Annotated in this window: 17 protein-coding genes and 1 pseudogene; 10 read left to right on the forward strand and 8 right to left on the reverse strand. The window is 71.7% G+C overall.

The window, feature by feature from the left end:
• The first annotated feature begins 8 nt into the window (after positions 1–8).
• The 3 genes from KUM44_RS06145 to KUM44_RS06155 are packed head-to-tail and all read left to right on the forward strand — an operon-like array spanning position 9 to position 2,033.
• The gene (locus tag KUM44_RS06145; protein WP_217206708.1) at positions 9–506 is read left to right on the forward strand and encodes a DUF2771 domain-containing protein; all 498 of its coding nucleotides are present in this window, start codon (positions 9–11) and stop codon (positions 504–506) included.
• Positions 476–1,177 carry a futalosine hydrolase gene (locus KUM44_RS06150; protein ID WP_217206709.1) on the forward strand — a complete coding sequence of 234 codons (702 nt, stop codon included), beginning with the start codon at positions 476–478 and terminating at the stop codon, positions 1,175–1,177. The genes KUM44_RS06145 and KUM44_RS06150 overlap by 31 nt, the downstream gene beginning before the upstream one ends.
• A complete protein-coding gene (locus tag KUM44_RS06155; protein WP_217206710.1) occupies positions 1,167–2,033 on the forward strand; it encodes a 1,4-dihydroxy-6-naphthoate synthase in 867 nt (288 codons plus the stop codon). The genes KUM44_RS06150 and KUM44_RS06155 overlap by 11 nt, the downstream gene beginning before the upstream one ends.
• A 146-nt stretch (positions 2,034–2,179) precedes the next feature.
• On the opposite strand, the gene KUM44_RS46710 is transcribed toward KUM44_RS06155, so the two are convergent.
• On the reverse strand, positions 2,180–2,563 hold the full coding sequence (locus KUM44_RS46710; RefSeq protein WP_217206711.1) for a cold-shock protein: 384 nt from the start codon (positions 2,561–2,563) through the stop codon (positions 2,180–2,182).
• 165 nt (positions 2,564–2,728) lie between these two features.
• Between KUM44_RS46710 and KUM44_RS06165 the strand changes: the two genes are divergently transcribed.
• The gene (locus KUM44_RS06165; protein WP_217206712.1) at positions 2,729–2,980 is read left to right on the forward strand and encodes a hypothetical protein; all 252 of its coding nucleotides are present in this window, start codon (positions 2,729–2,731) and stop codon (positions 2,978–2,980) included.
• Here the strand turns inward: KUM44_RS06165 and KUM44_RS06170 are convergent.
• The 3 genes from KUM44_RS06170 to KUM44_RS06180 all read right to left on the reverse strand — a co-directional run bounded on the left by KUM44_RS06170 (position 2,956) and on the right by KUM44_RS06180 (position 6,528).
• The gene (locus KUM44_RS06170; RefSeq protein WP_217206771.1) at positions 2,956–3,585 is read right to left on the reverse strand and encodes an HAD family hydrolase; all 630 of its coding nucleotides are present in this window, start codon (positions 3,583–3,585) and stop codon (positions 2,956–2,958) included. The two genes, KUM44_RS06165 and KUM44_RS06170, sit on opposite strands and share 25 nt — an antisense overlap.
• A gap of 125 nt (positions 3,586–3,710) precedes the next feature.
• Positions 3,711–4,706 carry a hypothetical protein gene (locus tag KUM44_RS06175; RefSeq protein WP_217206713.1) on the reverse strand — a complete coding sequence of 332 codons (996 nt, stop codon included), beginning with the start codon at positions 4,704–4,706 and terminating at the stop codon, positions 3,711–3,713.
• Positions 4,707–4,887: 181 nt separating this feature from the next.
• On the reverse strand, positions 4,888–6,528 hold the full coding sequence (locus KUM44_RS06180) for a substrate-binding domain-containing protein (protein ID WP_217206714.1): 1,641 nt from the start codon (positions 6,526–6,528) through the stop codon (positions 4,888–4,890).
• 306 nt (positions 6,529–6,834) lie between these two features.
• Here KUM44_RS06180 and KUM44_RS06185 point away from each other — a divergent pair, with 306 nt between their 5' ends.
• The 3 genes from KUM44_RS06185 to KUM44_RS06190 all read left to right on the forward strand — a co-directional run bounded on the left by KUM44_RS06185 (position 6,835) and on the right by KUM44_RS06190 (position 9,963).
• Positions 6,835–9,369, forward strand: coding sequence for a helicase C-terminal domain-containing protein (locus KUM44_RS06185; RefSeq protein WP_217206715.1), 2,535 nt, complete (start codon positions 6,835–6,837; stop codon positions 9,367–9,369).
• Between the two features lie 168 nt (positions 9,370–9,537).
• Positions 9,538–9,666, forward strand: a complete 129-nt coding sequence (locus KUM44_RS46715) for a hypothetical protein (RefSeq protein WP_302185965.1) — start codon at positions 9,538–9,540, stop codon at positions 9,664–9,666.
• 81 nt (positions 9,667–9,747) lie between these two features.
• Entirely contained in the window at positions 9,748–9,963 is a 216-nt protein-coding gene (locus tag KUM44_RS06190) for a hypothetical protein (protein ID WP_217206716.1), read from the forward strand.
• A 139-nt stretch (positions 9,964–10,102) separates the two neighbouring features.
• On the opposite strand, the gene istB is transcribed toward KUM44_RS06190, so the two are convergent.
• Positions 10,103–11,335 (reverse strand): IS21-like element helper ATPase IstB, encoded by a 1,233-nt coding sequence (gene istB, locus KUM44_RS06195; RefSeq protein ID WP_217206717.1) that lies wholly within the window; start codon positions 11,333–11,335, stop codon positions 10,103–10,105.
• Positions 11,336–11,484: 149 nt separating this feature from the next.
• Between istB and KUM44_RS06200 the strand changes: the two genes are divergently transcribed.
• Entirely contained in the window at positions 11,485–13,128 is a 1,644-nt protein-coding gene (locus KUM44_RS06200) for a DNA repair helicase XPB (protein ID WP_217206718.1), read from the forward strand.
• 275 nt (positions 13,129–13,403) lie between these two features.
• Here the strand turns inward: KUM44_RS06200 and KUM44_RS06205 are convergent.
• Both KUM44_RS06205 and KUM44_RS06210 read right to left on the reverse strand, forming a co-directional pair.
• Positions 13,404–14,123, reverse strand: a pseudogene (locus KUM44_RS06205) (glycosyltransferase 87 family protein); the annotation flags it as partial.
• 118 nt (positions 14,124–14,241) lie between these two features.
• The gene (locus KUM44_RS06210; protein ID WP_217206719.1) at positions 14,242–14,421 is read right to left on the reverse strand and encodes a hypothetical protein; all 180 of its coding nucleotides are present in this window, start codon (positions 14,419–14,421) and stop codon (positions 14,242–14,244) included.
• Positions 14,422–14,700: 279 nt separating this feature from the next.
• Here KUM44_RS06210 and KUM44_RS06215 point away from each other — a divergent pair, with 279 nt between their 5' ends.
• Positions 14,701–16,758, forward strand: coding sequence for a UvrD-helicase domain-containing protein (locus tag KUM44_RS06215; protein ID WP_217206720.1), 2,058 nt, complete (start codon positions 14,701–14,703; stop codon positions 16,756–16,758).
• 389 nt (positions 16,759–17,147) lie between these two features.
• On the opposite strand, the gene KUM44_RS06220 is transcribed toward KUM44_RS06215, so the two are convergent.
• Positions 17,148–17,870, reverse strand: a complete 723-nt coding sequence (locus tag KUM44_RS06220) for a copper homeostasis protein CutC (protein ID WP_217206721.1) — start codon at positions 17,868–17,870, stop codon at positions 17,148–17,150.
• 118 nt (positions 17,871–17,988) lie between these two features.
• Between KUM44_RS06220 and KUM44_RS06225 the strand changes: the two genes are divergently transcribed.
• Positions 17,989–18,234 (forward strand): hypothetical protein, encoded by a 246-nt coding sequence (locus KUM44_RS06225; protein WP_217206722.1) that lies wholly within the window; start codon positions 17,989–17,991, stop codon positions 18,232–18,234.
• Positions 18,235–18,243: the final 9 nt, after the last annotated feature.

Here is an 18,243-nt window from a genome sequence, read left to right on the forward strand (position 1 = left end):
CTTCGACCATGACCACGCTGCCCCGCGGCGAAGCCGCTGATGTACAACGTGCTGAGCGACGCCGCCGCGCGCTCGCCGCCGCCGGCGCCGTTTCCGCCGGACTGCTCGCCCTGTCGGCCTGCGACAAGCCGACCCCGCTGGCCACGGTCACCGTCGGCACCTCCTCCGTCCACTCGGAGGCGACCTGCGGTGGCGAGGGCAAGGCCGTGAAGACCGCCGACCTGGCCGGCTGCCTGAAGGACAAGGGCATCGAGTCCATCAAGGTGGACCCGGACGACACCGTCCGCTTCGGCGTCGACCCGGAGATCGCGGACAACGGCTGGACCATCCTCATGAACGGCCAGCCCCTCACCGACTCCAGCACGAAGACCTACCGCACCGTCCCGGGCAGCGTGTTCTTCAACGCCCAGTACGGCGCGAGCGGCGACTCCACGCTGGTCTCCATCAAGGAGGGCGAGAAGGACGTGACGGGCCTGTGGTCCTTCAAGCTCAAGAAGGACAGCTGACGACGTCCGCCGTACGTGTCCTGGTGGCCACCGCCGTCCCCGCCGAGCGGGACGCGGTGGCCCGGGCACTCGGCCTGCCCGGCGTCGACGTGATCGCCGCCGGCGTGGGGCCCGCGCTCGCCGCCGCCTCCACCGCCACGGCCCTCACCCGGGCCGCCCTGGAAGGCGCCCCCTACGGCCTGGCCGTCTCGACCGGCATCGCGGGCGGCTTCGCCCCGCACGCCCCCGTCGGCTCCCTCGTCGTCGCCGACGAGATCACGGCCGCCGACCTGGGCGCGGAGACCCCCGACGGCTTCCTGCCCGTCACCGAACTGGGCTTCGGCACCGTCACCCACCGTCCACCGGAATCACTCGTACGAGACGTCGTGTCGGCCACCGGCGCACGCCCCGGCGCCGTCCTCACCGTCTCCACCGTGACCGGCACCGCCGTCCGCGCCGCACGGCTGCGCGAGCGGCACCCCACCGCCCTCGCCGAGGCCATGGAGGGCTTCGGCGTCGCCGAGGCCGCCGCCGCGCACGGTACGCCCGTGCTGGAGCTGCGCGCGGTCTCCAACCCCGTCGGCCCGCGCGACCGCGCCGCCTGGCGCATCGGCGACGCGCTGGCCGCCCTGACCGAGGCCTTCGGGAAGCTCGCACCCGTCCTGGAAGGTTGGCACCCGCATGACCGGTGAGCAGCAACAGCAGCGACAGCCTTGGCAGATCGCGTACTCCCCCTGCCCGAACGACACCTTCGTCTTCGACGCCCTCGCCCACGACCGCGTCCCCGGCGCACCCGCCCTCGACGTCACCTTCGCGGACATCGACATCACCAACGGCATGGCCGAGCGCGGTGAGTTCGACGTGCTGAAGGTGTCGTACGCCGTGCTGCCGTACGTCCTCGACGAGTACGCGCTGCTGCCCTGCGGGGGTGCGCTGGGCCGGGGTTGCGGCCCGCTGGTGCTCACCCGCGAGGCCGGCGCGGACCTCACGGGCCGTACGGTCGCGGTACCGAGCGAGAAGTCGACGGCGTACCTGCTGTTCCGCCTCTGGGCGGCGGACACGCTCCCCGGAGGGGTCGGCGAGATCGTGGTGATGCCGTTCCACGAGATCATGCCCGCCGTGCGGGACGGCAAGGTCGACGCGGGGCTCGTCATCCACGAGGCCCGCTTCACGTACCGGAACTACGGCCTGCACAAGCTCGCCGACATGGGCGAGCACTGGGAGGACACGACGGGCCTGCCCATCCCGCTCGGCGCGATCATCGCCAAGCGCTCACTGGGCGCCGAGCGGCTGACGCTCCTGGCCGACGCGATCCGCACGTCCGTACGCGCCGCCTGGGACGACCCCGAGGCCTCCCGCCCGTACGTCATGGAACACGCCCAGGAGATGGACCCGTCCGTCGCCGACCAGCACATCGGTCTCTACGTCAACGAGTTCACCCACGACCTGGGCGTGGACGGCTACGCGGCGGTGCGGGGGTTGCTGACTCGGGCGGCTGCGGAAGGACTGGTGCCGCCCCTCGGGCCCGAGGCACTCACCTTCCCCTGACATCCGGCCCAGCCGCGACTTTCACGGCCGGCAGAAAGAGGTGCCGCGGCCGTGCGCGGACTCCTCACACGTGCGGCGGCCGAGGGGCTGGTGCCGCCCCTCGGCCCGGGTGTGCTGGATTTCCCCTGAATCCTTACGGCTGACGGCTAGACGTCGAGTTGGTCGGCGACCGCGCGCAGCAGCCCCGCGATCTTCTTCCCGGCCGTCTTCTCCGGGTAGCGGCCGCGCTCCAGCATCGGCGTGATGTTCTCCAGGAGGGTCGTCAGGTCCTGGACGATGGATGCCAGTTCGTCCGGCTTCTTGCGCTGGGCGGCCGCGACCGAGGGGGTCGGGTCGAGCAGGGTGACCGAAAGTGCCTGGTCACCGCGCTGACCGGCGACCACCCCGAACTCCACTCGCTGTCCCGGCTTGAGTGTGTCTACTCCGGCGGGGAGGACCGAGGAATGAACGAAGACGTCACCGCCGTCGTCGCGGGAGAGAAAGCCGAAGCCCTTCTCGCTGTTGAACCACTTGACCTTGCCGGTAGGCACGTCTGTCCTCGTCCTCGTACTCGTCGGAAAACTGCTTCTGAAAACGGCTCTTGATAGCACTACAGCGGGTCGACCATGACCCGCCGCTACCAAGGCTAATGCTCCCGGGGCCCGTGACAAGACGTCGCCCGGTTGTTCCTTCGCGCAGGGAACTACCCTGGTCCGGTGCCTGACAAAACCCAAACGAATTCCGCCGCTGCCGGTGACCGACTGATCCGTGCCGGTGCGGTCGTGTTCTTCATCGGTGCCCTGGCCACTCTGGTCACCGTGACCCCGTTCCTGCTCGGAACGACACCATTTCCCACATACATGTTCGGACTGAGCATGCTGATGGGCGTCGGATTCCTCGTCGCCGGCGCGGGGGTGCTCCGCTCGATCGCGGCGGGGCGGCGTCAGGCGCGCGGCGCGGCCAGGTAGCCGGACAGCCAGTCCGGGAACGCCGTCAGGTCCGTGAGGACCACGTCCGCGCCGAGTTCGCCGAGTTCCACCGCGCTGTACGGCCCGGTCGCCACGGTGACGGACAGCGCGTCGGCCGCGCGGGCGGCGCGGATGTCTCCCTGGTGGTCGCCGACGTAGACGCTCGCCGCGTACTCGCGCAGCGCGTCGGCCTTCTGCTCGGCCCACAGGTCGCCGACGACGGCGTCCGGTTCGATGCCGAGGTGTTCCAGGTGCAGCTTGGCGTTCGGCTCGTACTTGGCGGTGACGACGATCGCGCGGCCGCCGGCTTCCCGTACCGCGGTGATCGCCTCGCGGGCACCGGGGAGTGCGGGGGTGGCGGTGATGGCTGTCGCCGGGTACATCTCGCGGTACAGGTCGGCCATGGCCTCGACCTGGTCCGCCGGGAACCAGTTGATCAACTCGTCGGCGAGGGGCGGTCCCAGCCGGGTGATCGCCAGGTCGGCGTCGATGAAAGTCCCCGTGCGCGCGGACAGCGCCGTGTAGCAGGCGTGGATGCCGGGGCGGGAGTCTATGAGGGTCATGTCGAGATCGAAGCCGACGGTTGTAGGAGCCATGGGGTTCATTGTGCCGTCGCCCAGTAGCTCGGGGGTGTCCGTCGTGTGGCGGCTGCGGGTGGGTGGGGGTTGTTCGCGCCCACGCGGCGGAGCCACGACGGTGCCGCAGACGAACGACGACCCCAACCGACCACTCACGTCTGTTTCTGTGAGCGCCAGACGATGAACAGCGCCGACGCCACCGCCGCTCCCTTCAGCACCCAGGGCCAGGTCTCGCTCAGCGCGGCGTTCATGTGGCCCTCCGCGATCGGGTCGCCCCAGCGGCCGTTGGTGCGGCCCCACAGCCAGACGACGCCCGCGGTGAGGGAGAGGCCGGGCAGGATCACGACCGCCCACTTGGTCTCGGCGTCGCTCAGGCGGCGCGAGCCCCAGGCGATGAGCCAGCCGAGGAGCAGGGGGACGATCTGGCTGAGGACGGCGCCGGCGACGAGGAGGGCGGCGGCGAGCAGCAGGAGGGGGTTGCTCCAGCGGCCGCCCGGGAGGGTCGGGCGGCGGATGAGGCGGCGGCGGGCCTTCGGCGCCTCCTCCTCGCCCTCCTCCACCGCGGCCTGGTCCTCCGGCTCCTCGGCGAGGTCCTTCTTCTTGAGCCGCGTCTCCCCCGGCGCGGGCGGGCGCCTGAGCATCTCCGGGATCTCGACGCCCCCGACGAACCCGGGGATGTCCTCGCCGGGCCCGAACGGGCTGCTGTCCACCCGCCACCAGTCCGGCTGGACCGCGCTGCCCCCGAGGTCCGCCGTGCCGGCGAGGTGCGGCGGCGGGGGCGCGTCGTCGGGGACGGTCGGGGCCTCGGCGGGGCGGGGGCGGGGCACGAGCCGGCGCAGGCCCTTGGGGCGCTCCTCGTCGGGCCTGCTGTCCGGCTGCACGGGCACGGAGGTGACCGGTGCCCGGGGTGCGGGGGCGGCGGAGCCTCCGGCGGCGGCGACGACCTCGTCCGGGGTGCCGAGGCGGGCGATGATGCGGCGGACGGCGGCGGGACTGTCGACGGGCACCTTGGCGCGGCGCCGGTCGATCTCGCCCCGCAGCTCGTTCACCAGGCGCATACGGGCGCTCGACGGCAGCTGCCGCTGCTGGGCCACGTCGCCGACGCGGCTCAGATACTCGTAGACGACCTGGTCGCTCTCGATCCCCACGAAGTCCCCTCCGGGGTGGGTGTGCCGAAACCCCGCGGGGACGACGTTAGCGCAGGACCAGGGCCTGTCGTTTGGATCAGGCTGGCTGAGAGAGACAGCGCCTTTCAGCCAACCCGAGCGGGGCGTGGTGCGTGCAGCTGCGGCATGATCCAAACGACAGGCCCTATGTGTGCGGTGCGGGTCAGACCGGTCGGCACTCGCCCGAGTTGTGGGCGTCGGAGCAGAGCCCGTGGCCGTGTTCGTGCAGGATGTCGCGACCGCTCTGCTGGGTGAGGAAGTTGAGGAAGGCCGCGGCGACGGAGCCGGCCGGGGGCTCGCCGTAGGTGTAGGCGAACTCGGTCTGCCAGTACGGGTAGTTGGTGTCCTCGACGCCTTCGGCCGTCGGCTTCCTGCCGTCTATGGTCAGCTTGACGATTCCGTCGGCGGCCTTGTGGCCGGCGACTCCGGCGGCCTCGCTGTAGCCGATGGCGCCGGGGACCGTGGCGGTGGTGTTCAGCATCGTGTCCGTGCTGGTGACCTCGCAGCGGCCGTACTGCTTCGGGTTGAGGGCCGCGCAGTCGGTCTCGGTGAACTGGGGCGGTTCCTTGCCGTTCAGGACCTTGGTGACCAGGGTGCTGCGGGTGCCCGAGCCGGGGTCGCGGTTGATCAGATGGACGGGCACGTCGTTGCCGCCGAGCTCGGACCAGTTCTGGACCTGTCCGGCGAAGACCCTGCGGATCTGGTCCAGTTTGAGGTTCTCCACGCCCGCGTCCTTGTTGACGACGAGGGTGAACACGGAGAAGGCGACGGGCCTGGGGATCAGCCGGGGGTGGCCGTCTGAGGCGAGGCCGTCGGTGAAGGCGAGGTGGTCGCCGAGGCCCTCGCCGACCGGGACGTCTGCGTCCAGGCCGGCCTTGTCCAGGTCGGTGACCCCGTCGGTGCTGCCCTTGAAGGTGTCGCTCTCCAGCGGGATGGCGACACCGGCGCCCTCGCATCTGGTGAGGTAGTCCTCGGCGGCGGCCCGGACGGCGGGCGCGAAGGCGGTGGAGCCGTGCAGGTACAGGGTGCCGCCGACGCAGTCCAGCGGGGGGCGCCGGTCGTCGCGGAGGAAGAGCGTGAAGGAGGCCTGGACGACGACGGCCGCGATCAGGATCCACATGGCCCACCAGGCGGGCCGGGAGGCGAAGACATGGCTCTCGGTCCGGGTCGCCTTCAGCCGGAGGAACCGCACCAGCGGGTCGTACCAGCGGTCATGCCCGTCGGTGCCCTGCACGTCCGGGTCCGGGAAGGGGTCCTTGCTGTCGTCCTCGGGCCAGCGTTCCAGCACTACGAGCACCTTGTACTCGGCGCCCCGGGGCAGCGTCACCTTCGGCAGCCGGATGGTGCCCGTGCGGTCCACCGCGTTGTTGTTGCGGCGGAAGCCGGGTTTGGCGACGACGCGGACGTTGTCGCCTTCCGTCATCTCCTCGAAGAAGAAGTCGCGCAGCGCGTTGTTGCTCGGATCGGTGAGGACCACGGCCGCGACCCGGCGGTTGCGAAAGGTGACCTTGATGCCGTAGGGATCGGTGGGGTCGGCGAGGTAGTCGTCGGACACGATCTTGGCCGACCCGGCGTTCTCGATCCGCAGCAGGACGAAGGACGGGTCCTTCAGCCGGTGGCCGTCGTGCCGCATGTCGCCCAGTACGTCGGCGTACGGCTTGTCGGCGGCGTCCGCGGCGAGGGTGTCCATCTGCACCCGGTAGCCGAGCCGCTTGCGGCCGACTACGGCGAACTCCCACAGGAACGCCGCGACGGGAAACGCGAGACTCAGGATCGCGATCCACTGCTCCGCCTGCTCACTCACCGCTTCCCCCCAATTCCCTTGAGCCGTGAAGTAGTTGACAGGGAGCCCAGGGTGACGAGTGGGTGCACGGTGTTGCCAGAGGTGCCGGAATCCTCCGGATGATGTTCATCCGGGAGCCATCTGCGAAACGTTCCGTTCGCCCACCGGGCGCCGTCCCGGGCCCCTGACACACCCCCTGCGCCCTGGGGGCTTTGAAAGGGCCGCACAGCACCCGCGGCGCCCGGCACGCACCCTCGCCGCAGCGGGCGCGGGCACCGCACAGCCCTTTCAAAGCACCCCCCACCCCCACCCGCTAACGTGGGCAGGATGAGCGACCCGGCTACACCGCCCCGTTCCCTCGCGGAAGCGCTCCGCGCGCGGGACGACGCCTCCCTGGCCGTACTCCTGCGCAGCCGCCCCGACCTCATCACCCCCGTCCCGACGGACCTCACGCAGCTGGCGACCCGGGCCGGCACGCGGGCCTCCGTCGTGCGGGCCCTGGAGCGGCTGGACCGCCTCGCGTTGCAGACGGCGGAGGCGCTGGCCGTGGCGGCGGATCCGGCGACGTACGACGAGCTGCTCGCGCTGATGGCCGGCGACGAGGGCGACCCGGCCGTCGTGGCGGCGCTGCCGCACGCCCTCGGCACCCTGCGCGAACAGGCCCTGGTGTGGGGCGCCGACGACCGGCTGCGGCTCGTCCGCACGGCCCGTGAGCTGCTGGCGCCCTCGCCGCAGCACCCCTCTCCCACGGGACTGGGTCCGACCGTGCAGGAAGCCGCCGCGGGCATGTCGCCGGGCCGGATCCAGGAGATCCTCACGACGGCCGGGCTGCCCTCGACGCACGACGCCGTGTCCGCCGTGTCGTCGCTGTCCGCCCTGTTCGGCGACCGGCGGCGGATGACGGCCCTGCTGGCCGACGCCCCGGAGGAGTCCCGGGAGGTCCTCTCCCGCCTGGTCTGGGGGCCGCCGTACGGCCAGGTCACCGCGGACCCGGCGCCGCGGCTGCGCTGGCTGCTGGACCGCGGCCTGCTCCTGCCCACCGCGCCCGGCACGGTCGTACTCCCCCGCGAGGTCGCCCTGCATCTGCGGGCCGGCCGCGCGCACCGCACCACCGAGCCGCTGCCGCCGCCCGTCGAGGCGGCCGCGACGCACCGTCCACAGGTTGTGGACGCAGCCGCGGCCGGACAGGCCTACACGGCGCTGGCGACCGTCGAGGAGCTGCTGAAGGACTGGCACGAGGGCGGGCCGGCCGTGCTGCGGGCGGGCGGCCTGAGCGTGCGCGACCTCAAGCGCACCGCCGTCGCCCTCGACGTGTCCGAACCCGTGGCCGCCTTCTGGGTCGAGCTCGCCTACGCCGCCGGACTGCTGGCCTCCGACGGCGAGGCCGACGAGCGGTACGCGGCGACCCCGGCCTACGACGAGTGGCTGGAGCAGCCCGCCGCACAGCGCTGGGCCCTGCTGGCTCAGGCGTGGCTGACGGCGACGCGGACGGCGGGCGTGGTCGGCGGACGGGACGCGAAGGACCGTACGTTGTCGGCGCTGGGCCCCGGCCTGGACCGCTCGGCGGCCCCGGAGGTACGACACCGGGTACTGACCCTGCTGGCCGGCCTCCCGGAGGGAACGTCCCCGTCCGCCGAGTCGGTCCTGGCCCGCCTGCGCTGGGAGCGTCCGCTCCGAGGACCGCAGCGCGACGACGACCTGCGCGGCAGGCTCGCCCAGTGGACGCTGGGCGAGGCGGAGATGCTGGGGGTGACGGGGCGGGGCGCGTTGTCCGCGCACGGGCGGGCGCTGCTGGGGGCGCGGCAGCCGGGACCGGCGGCCGAGGAGCAGCCGGCCGGGCCCGGCGACAAACTCCCCGTCCACCACCGTCCGGCCCCGCCCCTCGAGCCCCTCTCCCCCACCGAACAGTCCACCGCCTCCGCCGCGGCCGCCCGCCTCCTCGCCCCCCTCCTGCCCGAGCCGCTGGACCACGTCCTCCTCCAGGCCGACCTGACGGCCGTGGCACCCGGCCCCCTGCGCCGGCCGCTGGCGGACATGCTGGGCGTGCTCGCGGACGTCGAGTCGAAGGGCGGCGCGACGGTGTACCGGTTCACGCCCGGTTCGGTGCGCCGCGCCCTCGACGCCGGCCGCACCGCCTCCGACCTGCATGCCTTCCTCGCCGAGCACTCCCGTACGCCGGTGCCGCAGCCGCTCGCGTACCTGATCGACGACGTCGCCCGTAAGCACGGGCATCTACGGGTGGGTGCGGCGTCGGCGTACGTCCGCTGCGACGACGACGCGATGCTGAACGAGATCCTCGCCGACAAGCGGGCCGCGGGTCTGCGCCTGCGCCGCCTCGCGCCGACGGTGCTCGCCACCGTCGCGGACCCGGCCGCCCTGCTGGAGGGCCTGCGCGCGATGGGCTTCGCGCCGGCCGCCGAGTCGGCGGAGGGCGACGTCCTGATCACCCGCGCCGACGCCCACCGCACCCCGCCGCGCACGGCCCCCGAGCCGGTCCCGGACGGCCCGCCGACGCCGGACGCCACGCTGCTGGCGGCCGCGATCCGCGCCATCCGCGCGGGCGACCTCGCCTCCACGGCCCCCCGCAAGCCGAGCGCGACCGCCCCCACGGTGACCGGCGGCGACCTGCCCCGCACCACCTCCGCCGAGACCCTCGCCACCATGCAGGCCGCCGTCCTGACCGGCGAGGCGCTGTGGATCGGGTACGTCAACGCCGAGGGCGCCGCGAGTCAGCGGGTGATCGCGCCGGTGCGGGTCGAGGGCGGGTTCGTGACGGCGTACGACCACACCGCGGACGAGGTACGGACGTATCCGCTGCACCGGATCACGGGCGTGGCGGAACTGGCGGACGACCAGATCTGACGACGCCCCACTCGTTCGGGTGGACGCGGCGTTCCATGCATGCCACGCCGGGCTCTTCCCACTCTTGAGCGACCTTCGGGATCTTTCCGCATCGCCTCTCGCGACGCAGGGCAGCCACCGGGTGTCCTGATCACGCTCAAGTGAGCGCAACTGAGAGGTAGTTGTCCCATGCGCACAGCTCGTCGCCTTGCCACCGTCCTGGCCGCCGCAGCCCTGATGATGGGTGCCTTCACCGCCCAGGCCGCGGCGGTGAGCGTCGACATCGCCGGACTGGTCGTCGAGACCCCGCAGGTCTGACACGACCGCGCGCACCCTTCGGGCCGGTCCGGCATCCCTGGGCCGGCCCGGCGCCCCTCTCCGCACCTGAAAGGCCCTGCCATGCGTTCCAAGCGCCCCGCCCGCGCCCGCTCCGCCGCCGTCACCGCCGTCCTCGCAGCAGCCGCACTGGCCACCGCCCTCGCCCCCGAGGCCACCGCGAACCCCTCAACCCTCCCCCTGCCGCTCCCCGCGGCCGGCCCGGAGTCCCTGATCACCGAGGGCCTCACGGTCGAGGGCCCGTTGGTCAACAACGTCAGTCTGCCCACACTGAAGTAACTACGCGGCCGGCTGCGACCCCCTAGGGGCGCGGGGCTGTATCGATATGCGGCTCCGCCGCGTGGGCGCGATCAGCCCCCACCGGCCCTCAGCCCGCCACGAAACCGCACCGCCCCCTTCAATCCGCCCACCGCCCCCTTCAATCCGCCCACGCGGCCCCAACACGCCGCATCCGATAGCTCTCCCCGTCGATCCGTACCAGCTCGGCATGGTGGGCCAGCCGGTCCACCATCGCCAGAGCCGAGGGACCACCGAAGATCTCGTCCCAGCGGCCGAGGGGGCGGTCGGTGGTGACGATGAGGGAGGACCGCTCGTAGCGGTGGGCGATCAGCTGGAAGAAGAGGCCGGCGGTGCCCGCGTCGAAGGGGGTGTAGCCGACCTCGTCGACGATCAGCACGGGGTGGTCGTCGAGCGCGGAGAGCTCCTCGGCGAGGCGTCCGGCGTCCCGTGCGCCGGCCAGCCGGGCCGCCCACTCCTCGGCGGTCGCGAAGAGCACCGAGTGCCCGGCCTGGCAGGCCCGCACGCCGAGGCCGACGGCCAGATGTGTCTTGCCGGTGCCGGGCGGGCCGACGAGGACGACGTTGCGGTGGGCGGCGACGAAGTCCAGCTTGCCGAGCCGGGCCACGGCCTCGCGGTCGAAGGAGTGCGGGTGCTCGGAGTCGAACTCCTCCAGCAGCTTGCGGGCGGGGAACCCGGCGGCGCGCAGCCGTTCCTCGGTGCTGGACGCGTCGTCGTACCGGGGAGCGGCGGCCTGGGCCGGGACGAAGACCTGCGCGGCGGGCTCCTGGGCGGCGGCCGGAGCGGAGGCGGCACCGTGCTGCGGCTGCTGATGTCCCCGCTCGCTCTGCGCGGCCATCGGCCCCGACATGTACGCCAGGATCGCCGCCGACGCGATGAACGCCATGTGGATCACCGTGCCCCACAGCAGCGCGTGCCGCGAGGTGTGGTGGACGTCCACGAACATCTGGAGCAGATGGACGGAGGAGATCCCCACGATGGCGGTGGCGAGCTTGACCTTCAGCACGTTGGAGTTGACGTGCGAGAGCCACTCCGGCTGGTCGCGGTGGCCTTGGAGGCCGATGCGGGAGACGAACGTCTCGTAGCCGCCGACGATCACCATGATCAGCAGGTTGGCGATCATCACGACGTCCACCAGCTTCAGCACGGCGAGCATGACGTACGTCTCGGTCGCCTGCCCCGTCACGCAGCGGAGCACTAATGTCCACAGCTCGTGGAAGAACTTGTAGACGTACACCCCCTGCGCGGCGACCAGGCCGAAGTAGAGCGGGGCCTGTAGCCAGCGGGTGGCGAACAGGGCGTACCCGAGGGGTGTGGTGGTGGTCGGGGACGGATCACGAGAGATGGCCTGCACGGTCGCATTCTTCGCAGCCTGCGCCGTCCAGGTGAAACCACGCCACTCACAGGAATGAAAAGACATCCTGTACGACTCCGGATTCGATCAGGAATCGATCAGGCACACTGGACGTTTGGTCGAGTGGCCGAGCGGAAGGACGCACGTACGTGAACGGACCACTGATCGTCCAGTCGGACAAGACCCTGCTCCTGGAAGTCGATCACGAGCAGGCGGACGCGTGCCGTCGGGCGATTGCGGCGTTCGCGGAACTGGAGCGTGCGCCGGAGCACATCCACACCTACCGGGTGACCCCGCTCGGCCTGTGGAACGCGCGCGCGGCCGGGCACGACGCCGAGCAGGTCGTGGACGCGCTGGTGACGTACAGCCGGTACCCGGTCCCGCACGCCCTGCTGGTCGACATCGCCGACACGATGGACCGCTACGGCCGTCTGACCCTCTCCAAGCACCCCACGCACGGCCTCGTCCTCACCACCACCGACCGCCCGGTCCTGGAGGAGGTGCTGCGGTCGAAGCGGATCGCGCCGCTCGTCGGCACCCGCATCGACCCGGACACCGTGGCCGTGCACCCCTCCGAGCGCGGCCAGATCAAACAGACGCTGCTGAAGCTGGGCTGGCCCGCCGAGGACCTCGCCGGGTACGTCGACGGCGAGGCGCACCCGATCGAGCTGCACGAGGACGGCTGGGCGCTGCGGCCGTACCAGAGGCAGGCGGTGGAGAACTTCTGGCACGGCGGGAGCGGCGTCGTGGTGCTGCCGTGCGGGGCCGGGAAGACCCTTGTCGGCGCCGGGTCGATGGCCCAGGCGAAGTCGACCACGCTCATCCTCGTCACGAACACCGTCTCGGCCCGGCAGTGGAAGCACGAGCTGGTGAAGCGGACGTCGCTGACGGAGGACGAGATCGGTGAGTACAGCGGGACGCGGAAGGAGATCCGGCCCGTCACCATCGCCACGTACCAGGTGCTCACCACCAGGCGGAAGGGCGTGTACCCGCACCTCGAACTCTTCGACTCCCGCGACTGGGGTCTGATCCTCTACGACGAGGTGCACCTGCTGCCCGCACCGGTCTTCAAGTTCACCGCCGACCTCCAGGCCCGCCGCCGGCTCGGGCTGACCGCGACCCTCGTCCGCGAGGACGGGCGCGAGTCCGACGTCTTCTCCCTCATCGGCCCCAAGCGTTTCGACGCGCCGTGGAAGGAGATCGAGGCGCAGGGGTACATCGCGCCCGCCGACTGTGTCGAGGTCCGCGTCAACCTCACCGACTCCGAGCGGCTCGCGTACGCCACCGCCGAGCAGGAGGAGAAGTACCGCTACTGCGCGACGACCGACACCAAGCGCAAGGTGACGGAGGCGATCGTCCGGCGTTTCGCAGGCCAGCAGATCCTGGTCATCGGCCAGTACATCGACCAGCTCGACGAACTGGGCGAGCATCTGAACGCCCCCGTGATCAAGGGCGAGACGTCCAACGCCCAGCGCGAGAAGCTCTTCGACGCGTTCCGGGAGGGCGAGATCAGCGTCCTCGTCGTGTCCAAGGTCGCCAACTTCTCCATCGACCTGCCGGAGGCCACGGTCGCCATCCAGGTCTCGGGCACCTTCGGCTCCCGCCAGGAGGAGGCCCAGCGCCTCGGCCGCGTCCTGCGCCCCAAGGCCGACGGCCACCAGGCCCACTTCTACTCGGTCGTCGCCCGCGACACGCTCGACCAGGACTTCGCCGCCCACCGCCAGCGCTTCCTGGCGGAGCAGGGGTACGCGTACCGGATCGTGGACGCGGACGAGATCCTCGCGGAAGGGTAGGCGGCCAGGAGGGCGAAGGCCAGCAGCGGGTACGGCGAGGCCAACGGCTGCTGCCACCACGGCAGGTGGAGATCCAGATCCCCCTCGTGCGGCAGCAGCCACATCGTGCGGGCCGTGAAGAGCGCGGCCACCGCGTACGCGAGTCGGGTACGGCCCTCCCCGACGAGTACGGCGATCAGCGGGACGCACCACACCCAGTGATGCGACCAGCTGATCGGCGAAACGAGCAGCGCGGTGAACGCCGTCAGGAGGACGGCGTGACGCTCCTCTGCGGCCCGCGCCGCCAGCCACAGACCGGTGATCGCGGTCAGGACGGCCGGAAGCAGCCATGCCACGCCCGGTACCGGCTCGCCCAGGACCCGGGCGACCGTCCCATGCAGAGACTGGTTGTCCACGATCCACGCCTTGCCCACGCGTTCCGTCTCGTAGAGGCGGCGCGTCCAGAAGTCGAGGCTCGCGGAAGGCAGCGCGAGGGCGCCGAGCCCGACCGTCCCCGCGAAGGCCGCCGTCGCCGCACCCGCCTCCCGGTGCCGCCCGCGCAGCACGAGATACGCGATGAAGATCACCGGCGTCAGCTTGATCCCGGCAGCGACGCCGACCGCGGCACCCTTCCAGCGGGCGCCCGACGGTCTGTTGAGGTCCCACAGGAGCAGGCAGGCCAGGGCGAGGTTGACCTGGCCGAACAGGAGGGTCTGGAAGACCGGTTCCAGCCAGAGGGCGAGGGCGGTGGCGGCGCAGAGGGCCGGGAGGCGCGGGGTCAGCCGGGCGAGGCGGGCCGAGAGGCGGACCAGCACGGCGAGCAGGAGCGCGTTGCCCGCCAGGAAGGTGGCCTTGAGGGCCGTCACGGGGAGCAGCCCCGCCGGGACGAAGAGGAGCGCCGCGAAGGGCGGATAGGTGGCGGGGAGCCGCCACTCGGTGACGGTGAAGCCGTAGAGGTCGTCGCCACCGCGCAGGACGGCTTCGCCTTCCGCCCGGTAGACCAGCGCGTCGGCCATCGGGAGGTGCTGCTGGACGCAGAGGGCTGCGAAGGCCGTCAGGGAGAGACCGGAAAGGACCAGCGGGACATGGGGAGTTGCGGAGTGTGATCGGCGGGTCACGCGGTGACCCTAGGCGTCACTTGCGGCGGACGCCCGCCTCCTCGCCGTACTCACCGAGGACGATCACGTCGAAGGCCGCACCTGCGAACACCTTGACGGCACGCAGGGCTTCACCGAGGCGATGACGGTGGTTCCCCTGGAGCGCCGTCGCTCCGCGGGGACCCACAGGGGCTGGGTGGATGGTTGCTGCGCTCATGTCTCCATGATGCGTTCGCGGACATAAAGCGGGCATCGGCCCACGGACCGAAGCCGCCTACTGCCCGCGTACATCTCCGGACGGACCGCATACCCCCAGGGATGGGGGCCGCGCCCCCTAGGGGACGGACGGGGGGAGCCGAAACTCATTGGCATACAGCATTCGCCCTCACCTAAAATCTCCGCTCTTGCCCGCCTCCGTTCACGGAGTGCCGCCGTCCGGACGGAAACCGCTCGGCTCTCTCACTCACCTACTGGCAGGTCCTCCGGAGGCACCCCCTTGTCCACGCCCGTCGACGACGCCCTCGACCCGCTCGCCCGAGAGCGCTCCCACCTCGCCGAGTCCCGCGCCGCCCTGCGCGCCATGCGTGCGGACGTCGAGTCCCTGGACATCAGCGACGTCACCGCGAACTGGGTCAACGCCGAAGTCCTCGCCCGCCAGATCGACGAGCGCATCAAGGCGCTGGCCGACCTCAGCGACACCCCGCTGTTCTTCGGCCGGCTCGACTATCTGCACGCTCCCGGCGCGGAGGAGGCGGAAGGCGCCGAGGGCGAGCGCTTCTACATCGGGCGTCGGCATGTGCACGACGCCGAGGGCGACCCGATGGTCATCGACTGGCGTGCGCCGGTGTCCCAGCCGTTCTACCGGGCGTCCAAGAAGGACCCGATGGACATCGCGCTGCGCCGCCGTTTCGGCTACACGGGCGGCGACCTCACGGCGTACGAGGACGAGCATCTCTCCGACCCCGCGGAGGCGGACCGGACCAGCAAGCTGCTCCAGCAGGAGATCGAGCGCCCGCGCGTCGGCCCGATGCGCGACATCGTGGCGACGATCCAGCCCGAGCAGGACGAGATCGTACGGTCCGGGCTCGGCGGGACGGTGTGCGTGCAGGGCGGCCCGGGCACCGGGAAGACGGCGGTCGGCCTCCACCGGGTCGCCTACCTGCTGTACGCCCACCGCGAGCGGCTCGCCCGCACCGGCACGCTCGTCATCGGGCCGAACAAGTCCTTCCTGCACTACATCGAGCAGGTCCTTCCGGCGCTGGGCGAGTTGACGGTCCACCAGGCCACGGTCGACGACCTCGTCGCCCACGTCGAGGTGCGCGGCACCGACGACGCGGCGGCCGCGGTCGTCAAGGGCGACGCGAGGATGGCGGAGGTGCTGCGGCGGGCGGTGTACTCGCACGTGACCATGCCGACGGAGCCGGTCGTCGTCGTCCGCGGATCCCGCCGCTGGCGCGTCCCGGCGTACGAACTCGAGGAGACCGTACGGGAGTTGCTCGCCCGCGACATCCGTTACGGCGCCGCCCGCGAGGCGCTTCCGCAGCGGATCGCGCATGCCGTGCTGGTCCAGATGGAGCGGTCGGGTGAGGCGCCGGACGACCGGGTGCAGGACGCGGTGGCCCGCAACAGTGCGGTGAAGGCCACGGTGAAGGCGATCTGGCCGCCCGTCGACCCGGCGAAACTCGTGCTGCGGCTGCTCGCGGACCCGGACTTCCTCGCCGTCCACGCGGAGGGGCTGCTCAGCGAGGACGAGCAGAAGACGATTCTCTGGGTGAAGCCGGCGCGGAGTGTGAAGTCGGCCAAGTGGTCGGCGGCGGACGCGGTGCTGATCGACGAGACGAACGACATCGTCGCGCGCACGCCGTCTCTGGGCCATGTGGTCCTGGACGAGGCACAGGACCTCTCCCCCATGCAGTACCGGGCGGTGGGCCGGCGCTGTACGACCGGTTCGGCGACGGTTCTCGGTGACCTGGCGCAGGGCACGACTCCCTGGGCGACGCGCAGTTGGGACGAGGCGCTGGCCCACCTCGGCAAGCCGGACGGTGTCATCGAGGAACTGACGGCCGGCTTCCGCGTCCCGACCGACGTCATCACCTACGCCTCCCGCCTCCTCCCTTCCATCGCGCCCGGCCTGACGCCGGTTGCGTCGATCCGTGAGAACCCCGGCTTCTTCGAGGTCCGCCCGGCTGTCTCTTCCTCACCGACCGGTGAAGTGGTCGCCGCCTGCGAGGAGTTGCTGCGTAACGAGGGGTCGGTGGGGCTGATCGCCGCGGACGCCAGGGTTGCGGTGCTGGCGGAGGCGCTGGCCTCGGCGGGGATCGCCCACCTCGCCCCCGGCGAGGAGACGACCCGCGCGACCCGTCTGACGCTGGTCCCCGCGTCCCTCGCCAAGGGTCTGGAGTACGACTACGTCGTCCTGGACGAGCCCCAGGCGGTGGTGGACGGCGAACCGGACGAACGGACGGGGTTGCGACGGTTGTACGTCGCGCTGACGCGTGCGGTGTCGGGGTTGATCGTGGTGCATGCGGCGGGGGTGCCGAGGCAGTTGGGGTGACGGGGGTGGGGTGGAGGCGGGAGGTCTCGTTGGGGGGGTGAGGTCTCGTGGCCGGCTGCGGGCTGGTTGTGGCTGGTCGCGCAGTTCCCCGCGCCCCTTTGGGGCGTTGCAGGCGACGTCTACTGCGTGCCGAGGGGACTGGCGGTCTGGCCACGCCCACGCAGCGGAGCCGCACATCGACACAGCCCCGCACCCCTCAGGGCGTTGCAGGCGACGTCTACTGCGTGCCGAGGGGACTGGCGGTCTGGCCACGCCCACGCGACCGAGCCGCACATCGACACAGCCCCGCACCCCTCAGGGCGTTGCAGGCGACGTCTACTGCGTGCCGAGGGGACTGGCGGTCTGGCCGCGCCCACGCGGCGGAGTCGCGTATCGGCACGGCGCGCCCCCTAGGGCGTTGCGGCTGGCCGCGTGGCTGCGGGCGCCCCGTCCAGTACGGCCCGCCACTCCGCCACGGCGGCAACGGACACCGGCCCCTCCCACCCACCGGGCCGCGCCGCCCCGCCGATGTGGAAGGCGTCGATCCCGGCCCTCACCAACGTCGGCACATGATCGAGCCGCAACCCGCCCCCCACCAGAATCCGCTGCTCGTACCCCGGCTCCCCACCCCTCGCCGCCTCCGCAAGCAGGGTGGCGAGCCCGTCGTCCACACCGGCCCCCGACCCGGCAGTGAGGTACGTGTCCAGCCCCGGCATCCCATCCAGCTGCTTGCGCAGCGCGTCCCGGTCAGCAGCGCGGTCGATCGCGCGATGGAAGGTCCACCGGCACCCGTCCAGCGCACCCACCACCCGCTCCACGGCCCCGAGATCCACCGCACCGTCGGCATCGAGAAACCCGAGCACGAACTCCTCGGCCCCCGCATCCCGCATCGCCCGCGCCGCCCGCACCACCGGCTCCACGTCCCCGGCCGCGAACCCCTCCGCCGGCCTCAGCATCACGCGCAGGTCGATGTCGACGGCGGCACGGATCCCGGCGAAGGTCTCCACCGGCGGCGTGAGCCCGTCGGCCGCCATGTCGGCGACCAGTTCGAGCCGGTCCGCACCCCCGGCCTGGGCGGCGACGGCGTCCTCGACCCCGAGGGCGATCACCTCCAGGACTGCACGCTTGCTCATGGAACCCCATTTCTCGGCATTCGACGGCGACTGCTGAACGGCGACTACAGGTCTAGTCCAATCCAGGGTACGCCTGCGTTTGCGGCAGCACCGGCGGGAAGGGGATGCTCCTGATCCCATGAGCGACAGTTTTCAGCAGCGGACCGCCTTCGGCGCGGTCCTTCTCGGGGGCGGTATGACGCTCCTCGTTCTCGTTGCCGCGTTCAACGACGGCCTCGGGGGCGGGTACCTCATCGCACTTGTTCCGTTCGTCGGCTTCGCGGCTCTGGCGCTGTGGGGCCGACGCACGTCGCGGACATGGCTGTCCTTGGCCTCCCTGGCGTGGCTCTTCGGAGGCCTGGCGCTGACACGCCTGCTTTTCTGAGCCAGGCCC

Source organism: Streptomyces sp. AC550_RSS872, from assembly GCF_019049285.1.
Taxonomy (GTDB): domain Bacteria; phylum Actinomycetota; class Actinomycetes; order Streptomycetales; family Streptomycetaceae; genus Streptomyces.

Bases quoted from the DNA above. Each gene is read 5' to 3' on its own strand.
- KUM44_RS06145 (WP_217206708.1), top strand. From the start codon at position 9: ATGACCACGCTGCCCCGCGGCGAAGCCGCTGATGTACAACGTGCTGAG.
- KUM44_RS06155 (WP_217206710.1), top strand. From the start codon at position 1,167: ATGACCGGTGAGCAGCAACAGCAGCGACAGCCTTGGCAGATCGCGTAC.
- KUM44_RS06170 (WP_217206771.1), bottom strand. From the start codon at position 3,585: ATGAACCCCATGGCTCCTACAACCGTCGGCTTCGATCTCGACATGACC.
- KUM44_RS06185 (WP_217206715.1), top strand. From the start codon at position 6,835: ATGAGCGACCCGGCTACACCGCCCCGTTCCCTCGCGGAAGCGCTCCGC.
- KUM44_RS46715 (WP_302185965.1), top strand. From the start codon at position 9,538: ATGCGCACAGCTCGTCGCCTTGCCACCGTCCTGGCCGCCGCAGCCCTG.
- KUM44_RS06190 (WP_217206716.1), top strand. From the start codon at position 9,748: ATGCGTTCCAAGCGCCCCGCCCGCGCCCGCTCCGCCGCCGTCACCGCC.
- KUM44_RS06210 (WP_217206719.1), bottom strand. From the start codon at position 14,421: ATGAGCGCAGCAACCATCCACCCAGCCCCTGTGGGTCCCCGCGGAGCG.
- KUM44_RS06220 (WP_217206721.1), bottom strand. From the start codon at position 17,870: ATGAGCAAGCGTGCAGTCCTGGAGGTGATCGCCCTCGGGGTCGAGGAC.
- KUM44_RS06225 (WP_217206722.1), top strand. From the start codon at position 17,989: ATGAGCGACAGTTTTCAGCAGCGGACCGCCTTCGGCGCGGTCCTTCTC.